General features: G+C 73.6%; 9 protein-coding genes. 6 read left to right on the top strand and 3 right to left on the bottom strand.

The features are described from left to right. Nucleotides 1-11 precede the first annotated feature (11 nt). Nucleotides 12-1034, bottom strand: a complete 1023-nt coding sequence (locus AC2W7A_RS06355; RefSeq protein WP_485990614.1) for a quinone oxidoreductase family protein — start codon at nt 1032-1034, stop codon at nt 12-14. Nucleotides 1035-1120: 86 nt separating this feature from the next. Between AC2W7A_RS06355 and argC the strand changes: the two genes are divergently transcribed. From argC to argR, 6 genes are read left to right on the top strand one after another with little or no spacing between them, the layout of a single operon-like run. Next, nucleotides 1121-2161 (top strand): N-acetyl-gamma-glutamyl-phosphate reductase, encoded by a 1041-nt coding sequence (gene argC / locus AC2W7A_RS06350; protein WP_485990613.1) that lies wholly within the window; start codon nt 1121-1123, stop codon nt 2159-2161. Beyond that, complete coding sequence (argJ, locus tag AC2W7A_RS06345; RefSeq protein WP_485990612.1) at nt 2158-3315, top strand: bifunctional glutamate N-acetyltransferase/amino-acid acetyltransferase ArgJ; 1158 nt, start codon at nt 2158-2160, stop codon at nt 3313-3315. Before argC ends, argJ begins: the two co-directional genes overlap by 4 nt. 50 nt (nt 3316-3365) lie before the next feature. Further along, nucleotides 3366-4313, top strand: a complete 948-nt coding sequence (gene argB / locus AC2W7A_RS06340) for an acetylglutamate kinase (protein ID WP_485990611.1) — start codon at nt 3366-3368, stop codon at nt 4311-4313. A 40-nt stretch (nt 4314-4353) separates the two neighbouring features. Next, complete coding sequence (locus tag AC2W7A_RS06335; RefSeq protein WP_485990610.1) at nt 4354-5661, top strand: acetylornithine transaminase; 1308 nt, start codon at nt 4354-4356, stop codon at nt 5659-5661. Continuing rightward, nucleotides 5658-6623, top strand: a complete 966-nt coding sequence (gene argF, locus AC2W7A_RS06330) for an ornithine carbamoyltransferase (RefSeq protein WP_485990608.1) — start codon at nt 5658-5660, stop codon at nt 6621-6623. The genes AC2W7A_RS06335 and argF overlap by 4 nt, the downstream gene beginning before the upstream one ends. A gap of 1 nt (nt 6624) precedes the next feature. Further along, a complete protein-coding gene (gene argR, locus AC2W7A_RS06325; RefSeq protein ID WP_485990607.1) occupies nt 6625-7110 on the top strand; it encodes an arginine repressor in 486 nt (161 codons plus the stop codon). 67 nt (nt 7111-7177) lie between these two features. On the opposite strand, the gene AC2W7A_RS06320 is transcribed toward argR, so the two are convergent. Further along, nucleotides 7178-7918 carry a hypothetical protein gene (locus tag AC2W7A_RS06320; protein WP_485990606.1) on the bottom strand — a complete coding sequence of 247 codons (741 nt, stop codon included), beginning with the start codon at nt 7916-7918 and terminating at the stop codon, nt 7178-7180. A gap of 185 nt (nt 7919-8103) precedes the next feature. Continuing rightward, nucleotides 8104-8340: LysM peptidoglycan-binding domain-containing protein (locus AC2W7A_RS06315; RefSeq protein WP_485990605.1), on the bottom strand; the 237-nt coding region annotated here is incomplete at its 5' end.

Below are 8340 nucleotides of genomic sequence, written 5' to 3'. Positions count from 1 at the left end.
GCCGGGCGGGGTCAGTCCAGGGTGAGCAGCACCTTGCCCGTGGTCTGCCGTCCTTCCAGGGCGGCGTGCGCGGCGGCGGCCTCGGCCAGGTCGAACCGGTCCCCGACGCGCAGGTCCAGGGTGCCGTCCGCCAGGGCCTCGACCAGCTCCCGGCCGCGCCAGTGCGTCTCCTGCGGGGTGCGGGTGTAGTGCACCAGCGAGGGGCGGGTCACGAACAGGCCTCCGGCGCTGTTCAGGCGCTGCAGGTCGAACGGCGGGACCTGGCCGGAGGCGCCGCCGAACAGCACGAGCATGCCGCGCACGCGCAGGCAGGCCAGGGAGTCCTCGAAGGTCGCCTTGCCCACGCCGTCGTACACGACGTCGGCGCCCTCGCCTCCGGTCAGCTCCGCCACGGCGGCCCGCACGTCCGGGTAGTCCACCGAGACGGTCGCGCCCGCCTGCCGGGACAGCTCGCGCTTGTCCTCGGTGGAGGCCGCGGTGACCACGCGTGCGCCGCGGGCACGGCAGAGCTGGGTGAGCAGCAGGCCGACCCCGCCGGCGCCGGCGGTGACCACCGCCGTCTGGCCGGAGCGCACCTCGAACGTGGAGCGGGTCAGGTAGTGGGCGGTCAGCCCCTGCAGCGGCAGGGCGGCGGCCTCCACGAGGTCCAGCGACTCCGGGACGGGCAGCAGCTGGTTCGCCGGGGCGAGGAAGTGCTCGGCGTAGGTGCCGATCCCCGCGGCGGTCATCACCCGGTCGCCGGGGGCGACGGCGTCCACGCCCTCGCCGACGGCGACCACGGTCCCCGAGCCCTCGGTCCCGGGGGTGAAGGGCAGGTCCACGGGATAGACGCCGGAGCGCTGGTAGGTCTCGATGAAGTTCAGGCCCGCCGCGGCGGTGCGCACGAGCGCCTGGCCGGGGTCGGGGACGGGGACGGGACGCTCGGTCCAGTCCAGGACCTCCGGTCCGCCGGTCTGCCCGACGACGACAGCGTGGTGGGTCTGCGGGAGGGTGCGGTCGGCGTCGGTGCGGGGCTGTGACGAGGTGGTCTCCATGCGGCCCAGCGTAGTGAAGCGGGTACGGTGGAGACCATGACGGAATACATATTCGACACATTGCATATCTGGTCTAGGATGGGCGCATGAGCATCACCGTCGCCGTCTCCGGGGCCAGCGGCTACGCCGGAGGAGAAGCCCTGCGTCTGCTGAGCGGGCACCCCGAGGTGCAGATCGGGGCCGTCACCGCCCACTCCCAGGCAGGGGAGCGCCTCGGCGCCCTGCAGTCGCACCTGCACGCGCTCGCCGACCGCGTGCTCGAGCCGACCACGGCGGACGTCCTGGCCGGGCACGACGTGGTCTTCCTCGCCCTGCCGCACGGGGCCAGCGGCCGGATCGCCGCCGAGCTCGCCGAGCGCTCGCCGGACACCCTGGTGATCGACGCCGGTGCCGACCACCGCCTCGCCTCGGCCCGGGCGTGGGCGCAGTACTACGGCACCGAGCACGCCGGCACCTGGCCCTACGGCCTGCCCGAGCTGCCGGGCCAGCGGGAACGGCTGGCCGGGGCCGCCCGGATCGCGGTGCCCGGATGCTATCCCACCGCCACCCTGCTCGCCCTCGCGCCGGGCTTCGCCGCCGGGCTGCTCGAGACGAGGGACGTGGTCATCGTGGCCGCCTCCGGCACCTCGGGTGCGGGCAAGGCCCTCAAGCCGCACCTGCTCGGCTCCGAGGTCATGGGGTCGATGAGTCCGTACGGCGTCGGCGGCTCACACCGCCACACCCCTGAGATCGAACAGGGTCTGGGCTGGGCCGCCGGCGAGAACGTGCAGGTGTCCTTCACTCCGACGCTCGCCCCGATGCCCCGCGGCATCCTGGCCACCGCCACCGCGCGCCTGGCCCCGGGCACCGACCCTGCGGCCGTCCGCGCCGCCTGGGAGACCGCCTACGCCGACGAGCCGTTCGTGCATCTTCTCCCCGAGGGGCAGTGGCCCGCCACGTCCGCCGTGCTCGGCTCCAACCACGCGCAGATCCAGCTGGCCGTGGACGACCGTGCCGGCCGCGTCGTGGTGGTCAGCGCGATCGACAACCTCACCAAGGGCACCGCCGGCGGTGCCGTCCAGTCCATGAACATCGCCCTGGGCCTGCCGGAGCAGGCCGGGCTCGAGATCCAGGGGGTCGCACCGTGAGCGTCACCGCAGCAGCAGGGTTCCGGGCCGCCGGGACCACCGCCGGACTGAAGCCGTCAGGGAAGCCGGACGTGGCCGTCGTCGTGAACGACGGGCCGAAGCACGAGGCCGCGGCGGTCTTCACCACCAACCGGGTGGCCGCAGCCCCCGTGCTGTGGTCCCGCCAGGCCGCCTCCGACGGCCGCGCCGACGCCGTGGTCCTCAACTCCGGCGGGGCCAACGCGGCCACCGGACACCAGGGCTTCCAGGATGCCCACCGCACCGCCGAGCACGCGGCCTGCGGCCTCGGCTGCTCCGCCGGGACGTCCTCGTCTGCTCCACCGGGACTGATCGGCGAGCCGCTGGACATGGACCGGCTGGCTGCCGGAGTGGACGCGGCGGTGGCGGGCTCGACGCGAGGCGGCGCGGCCGCCGCGGAGGCGATCATGACCACGGACACCCGGGCCAAGGAGTCCCGCGTGGACGGCACCGGCTACACCGTGGGCGGCATGGCCAAGGGCGCCGGCATGCTGGCCCCCGGCCTGGCCACGATGCTCGCCGTGGTCACCACGGACGCGGACCTGCCGGCCTCCGCCCTGCGCCTGGCCCTGGAACGGGCCGTCGCCACCACGTTCAACCGCACCGACTCGGACGGTTGCATGTCCACGAACGACACGGTGGTCCTCATGGCCTCGGGCGCCTCCGGCACGACCCCGGACCCGGACGAGTTCGCCGCTGCCGTGACCCGGGTCTGCGCCGACCTGGCCCGCCAGATGGTCGGGGACGCCGAGGGAGCCCAGCACGACATCGCCGTGCGCGTGGTCAACGCGGAGACGGAGGAGGCCGCCGAGGCCGTGGCCCGCGCCGTCTCCCGCTCGAACCTGTTCAAGACCGCCGTGTTCGGGCAGGACCCGAACTGGGGCCGCGTCATCTCCGCCGTCGGCACCGTGCCGGAGTCCGTGGCCGCGTTCGACGCGACCGCCCTGGACGTCTCCTTCAACGGAGTCCAGGTCTGCCGGGCCTCCGGGGTGGGCCAGGACCGCGCGCTGGTGGATCTGACCGCCCGCGAGGTGCGCGTGAAGATCGACTTGCACGCCGGCGACGCCGAGGCCACGGTCTGGACCAACGACCTCACCCACGACTACGTCCACGAGAACTCCGCCTACTCCACCTGAGCAGTCCCACAGCCCGAGCAGCCCCTCCACCCCACGGAAGGCCCCATGCCATGATCGAGTACCCGTCGACCGCCGCCGCCCCGGTGCTCTCCGCCGCGGACCGCCTCGAGCGCGCCGAGTCCAAGGCCGAGGTGCTGATCGAGGCGCTGCCGTGGATCCAGCGCTTCGCCGGGACCACGATGGTCATCAAGTACGGCGGCAATGCGATGGTCTCCGATCAGCTGCGCCGGGCGTTCGCCGAGGACATCGTGTTCCTGCTCCACGTGGGTGTGCGTCCTGTGGTGGTGCACGGCGGGGGCCCGCAGATCGACAGCATGCTGGACCGGCTCGGGATCGAGTCCGAGTTCCGCGGCGGCCTGCGCGTCACCACGCCCGAGGCCATGGACGTGGTGCGCATGGTGCTCACCGGACAGGTCGGCCGCGAGCTCGTCGGACTCATCAACTCGCACGGCCCCTACGCGGTCGGCTCCTCCGGCGAGGACGGCGCCCTGTTCCGGGCCCGCCGCACCGGGACCGTGGTGGACGGGGAGGAGGTGGACCTCGGGCTCGTCGGCGAGGTGACCGGCGTGAACCCGGAGGCCATCCGGGACGTGATCGAGGCCGGCCGCATCCCCGTGGTGTCCTCCGTGGCCCCCGAGGTGGACGAGCACGGCGAGCCAACCGGCCACGTGCTCAACGTCAACGCGGACACCGCCGCCGGGGCCCTGGCCGCCGCGCTCGGCGCCCGCAAGCTGGTGCTGCTCACAGATGTGGAGGGCGTCTACGCGGACTGGCCGGACCGTGACTCGCTGATCAGCTCCCTCACCGCCTCCCAGCTGCGCGGGATGCTGCCCTCGCTGGCCTCCGGCATGATCCCGAAGATGGCGGCCTGCCTGGAGGCGATCGACGCCGGTGTGCCCCGCGCCCACGTGGTGGACGGCCGCCGCCCCCACTCGATGCTGCTGGAGGTCTTCACCTCGGCCGGCGTCGGCACCCAGGTGGTGCCCGATGCGCTCTGACGCCGCCTCCGTCCCTTCGTCCCCCAGGAAGGACCCCGTCATGACCGTCGACTCCGCAGCGGACGCCTCGGGCACGCTGCTCGAACGCTACTCCCGTTCCCTCACCGGACTGTTCGGCCCTCCGCAGCGGGCCCTGGTGTCCGGGTCCGGAGTGCGCGTGCGGGACGAGGACGGCCGCGAGTACGTGGACCTGCTCGCCGGGATCGCGGTGAACTCGCTCGGGCACGCCCACCCGCGCCTCGTAGCGGCGGTGGCCGAGCAGGCTGGGCGCCTGATGCATGTCTCCAACCTCTTCACCTCGGAGCCGCAGGTGGGGTTGGCCGAAGACCTGTTGAGGCTGTCCGGAGCACCCGCGGGCTCGTCCGTGTTCTTCGCGAACTCGGGCACCGAGGCCAACGAGGCCGCGTTCAAGCTCGCCCGCCGCCACGGCGGCGAGGACCCCTCGGGCCTGCGGATGCGCGTCCTCACGCTCGAGGGCGCCTTCCACGGCCGGACCATGGGGGCGCTGGCGCTGACCTCGAAGGAGGCCTACCGGGCGCCGTTCGAGCCGCTGCCCGGGGGAGTGGAGCGCATCCCGGGCGGGGACCTGGACGCCCTCGAGGCCGCCCTGGCCCCCGACGCCGAGGGACGCACCGTGGCCGCAGTGCTCCTCGAGCCCGTGCAGGGCGAGGGCGGAGTGCACGGCTGGCCCGCCGGCTACCTGGCCGGGGTCCGATCCGCCACCCGCACGGCGGGGGCGCTGATGATCCTGGACGAGGTGCAGTCCGGCATCGGGCGCACGGGCAGCTGGTTCGCGTTCCAGGACGCGGCCGTCACCGGGGGAGAGCCGGTCATGCCGGATGCCTTCACCCTGGCCAAGGGACTGGGCGGCGGCGTGCCGATCGGCGCGCTCGTCTCCGTCGGCCCGGAGGTCTCGGCGCTGCTACGCCCCGGCCAGCACGGCACCACGTTCGGCGGCAACCCGCTCGCCTCGGCGGCCGCCCGGGCCGTGCTCCTCACGATCGAGGAGGACGGACTGCTGGACAACGTCCGCCGGGTCGGAGCCGTGCTCGCCGCGGGGCTCAGTGCGCTGGATTCGGTCGCCGAGGTCCGTCAGTATGGCCTGTGGCTCGGCGTGGACCTCGCCGAGGACGCGGTGCACCCCGTTCCCGACGGCGGCCCCGCACCGGCCGTCGTCCGCGCCGCCCTGGAGGGCGGCTGGATCGTCAACGCGACGGGGCCGCGCACCCTGCGGCTGGCCCCGCCCCTGATCCTGGACGAGGCCACCGCCCGCGACTTCGTGGACGCCCTGCCTGAGATCCTGTCCGCTGCCGGACAGCCGACCGAGAACCGAGGAGCATCGTCGTGACCGACACCGCCGTCCGCCACTTCCTGGTGGACACCGACCTGTCCCCGTCAGAGCAGGCCGAGGTCCTGGACCTGGCCGCCGAGATGAAGGCGGACCGCTTCTCCCGCCGCCCGCTCGCGGGTCCGCGCACCGGGCTCGTGATCTTCGACAAGACGTCCACGCGCACCCGTGTCTCCTTCGCCGCCGGCATCGCCGAGCTGGGCGGCCAGCCGCTGATCATCAACCCGGGGGAGTCGCAGCTGGGCCACAAGGAGTCCGTGGCGGACTCGGCCCGGGTCATGGGCCGGTTGGCCTCCGTGATCGTCTGGCGCACCTACGCCCAGGCCGGCCTGGAGGAGATGGCCGAGCATGCCGGGGTCCCGGTGGTCAACGCCCTCTCGGACGACTACCACCCGTGCCAGCTGCTCGCGGACCTGCTCACGATCCGTGAGCACAAGGGCCGCACCGCGGGGCTGACCATGACCTACGTCGGAGACGCGGCGAACAACATGGGCCACTCGTACCTGCTGGCGGGTGTCACGGCGGGCATGCACGTCCGGGTGGCCGGACCGGAGGGCCACCTCCCGGCGGACCATGTGGTCGCCGCGGCGCAGGAGCGGGCCGCCGAGACCGGGGGCTCCGTGCTCGTCACCACGGACGCGGACGCCGCCCTGGACGGCGCGGACGTCGTGGTCACGGACACCTGGGTGTCCATGGGACAGGAGGACGAGGCGGCCGAGCGCCAAGAGCTGTTCCGTGCGTATGCGGTGGACTCCGCGGCCATGGCGCGGGCGGCTCAGGACGCGATCTTCCTGCACTGCCTCCCTGCCTACCGGGGCTTCGAGGTCGCCGCCGAGGTGATCGACGGCCCTCGGTCCGTGGTGTGGGACGAGGCGGAGAACCGGCTCCACGCGCAGAAGGCGCTGGTGGCCTGGCTCCTGGAGCGCTCGGGGCAGGCCTCCTCCGACCGGGGGGTGCGCTGAGATGGCGACGCCCACCACGAAAACCGCCCGCCAGGCGGCCATCCGCGACGTCCTGCAGACGCAGCAGATCCGTTCCCAGTCGGCCCTCTCCGAGGCGCTGGCGGATCGCGGCCTGTCCGTCACCCAGGGCACGCTGTCACGCGACCTCGTGGACCTGGGCGCGGTCCGCGTGCGCGGAGCGGACGGGATGGTCTACGCGGTGCCGGCTGAGGGGGAGGACGGCTTCCCGGCCCGCAGCGGCGAGGCGCAGGCCGCGCGCCTGAGCTCGATGAGCCGGGAGCTGCTGATCTCGGCCGAGCCCACGGAGAACCTCGTCGTGCTGCGCACCCCGCCGGGCGCCGCCCAGTACATGGCGAGCGTCATCGACCAGGCCCGCGTCGAGCACGTCCTCGGGACGATCGCCGGCGACGACACGATCCTGCTGATCGCCGACAGCACCGAACAGGCCCCGGGCGTGGCCGCCCACCTGCTGGGCCTGGCCGGCTGACGGGGACCATCGCAACGCACCAGGGGCCCTGCACCGGACGGTGCCGGGCCCCTCGTGCTGTCCCGCCTCAGAGCCCCGGGCGCTGGTAGACCTGGTCCTCGGGCGGTGCCTCGGCGGCGGGGACCTCATTCCAGTCACGGAAGTCGATGGCGCCGGCCGGGCCGTCCTTCTCCGGCTGCCCGCCGTCCACCTCGAGTCGGACCAGCTCGTCGTCCTCGTTGATGTAGAGGGAGACCTGTGTGTCGCCGGCCTCCACGTCGGAGTACTTGAAGACCCGCTCCCCGTCGAGGCGGAGGGTCTGGCCCTGCGGCTGCCGGTCGTCGAAGGCGTCGGCCTCGGGAAGTGCGGAGACGAAGCCGTCGTAGAAGGTGGACATGGAGAACGCGCCCTCACGGCCGGTGGCCAGGGGGATCCAGAGGTCCGGGTCGACGTCCTCGAACGTGGTGCCGCCGCGGTTCGAGACGAACTGCTCGTCCGGGCGGATGTAGGTCGTGTCGTCGGCGGCGATCACCTCGACCGTTCCCTCGTCCTCGACCAGGCGACCGGCGAAGGAGGAGTCGTCCAGGGCTCCGGCGAGCTCCACGTCGATCGTCCCGTCCCCCTGGCGGACGTCCCCGCTGACGCGGACGGAGGTGGCCTCGTTGACGGATGCGCGCACGGTCGGCCACACCTCGGACAGCGGCGGCGGTTCCGCGACGCACCCGGTGAGCGCGGTGCCGCCGAGCACGGCCAGGCCGGCCAAGAGGCCCACACCGCGGCGGGCGCGGGTGGGTGCTGCGGAGCGCACGGCGGTCGTTGTCGCTGTCATGGCGGTCCCTCCTGCAGACTGATGCGGTCGCTGCCCGTTCAGCGTACGCGGTGTGCGGCGGCGGGCATCGGGATGGCACGCGGGCCCTGCAGGCTTCGCATCCCGCCGGCTGCACGGCACGGCGTCCCGGATGCAGCAGGGCCCCGTCACCGGTGGGTGACGGGGCCCTGCGGTCCGTGCGGCGGTCAGCCGCGCGGCAGGGTCAGCTCCTGGCCGACGTAGATGAGGTTCGGGTCCTCGATGATGTCCGTGTTGGCCTGGTACAGGGCCTCCCAGCCGCCGTCGATGCGGTGCTTGTTGGCCAGCGAGAACAGGGTGTCGCCGGCGACGACGACCACGGTGTCCTGCTGGGCGGCCTGACGGCGGGCCTCGGCGCGCTCGGCTGCGGCCCTCTGGGGCGGGCGGGCGGAGCGCTCGGAGGC

The sequence above is a fragment of the Micrococcus sp. LASM2_SD2 genome, from assembly GCF_057364565.1.
This window is presented reverse-complemented; position numbering and strand designations above follow the sequence as displayed.

What these genes read in the sequence shown, in the direction of transcription:
- argC (WP_485990613.1), top strand. Translation starts at nt 1,121, where the DNA reads ATGAGCATCACCGTCGCCGTCTCCGGGGCCAGCGGCTACGCCGGAGGA.
- AC2W7A_RS06335 (WP_485990610.1), top strand. Translation starts at nt 4,354, where the DNA reads ATGACCGTCGACTCCGCAGCGGACGCCTCGGGCACGCTGCTCGAACGC.
- AC2W7A_RS06355 (WP_485990614.1), bottom strand. Translation starts at nt 1,034, where the DNA reads ATGGAGACCACCTCGTCACAGCCCCGCACCGACGCCGACCGCACCCTC.
- AC2W7A_RS06320 (WP_485990606.1), bottom strand. Translation starts at nt 7,918, where the DNA reads ATGACAGCGACAACGACCGCCGTGCGCTCCGCAGCACCCACCCGCGCC.
- argR (WP_485990607.1), top strand. Translation starts at nt 6,625, where the DNA reads ATGGCGACGCCCACCACGAAAACCGCCCGCCAGGCGGCCATCCGCGAC.
- argB (WP_485990611.1), top strand. Translation starts at nt 3,366, where the DNA reads ATGATCGAGTACCCGTCGACCGCCGCCGCCCCGGTGCTCTCCGCCGCG.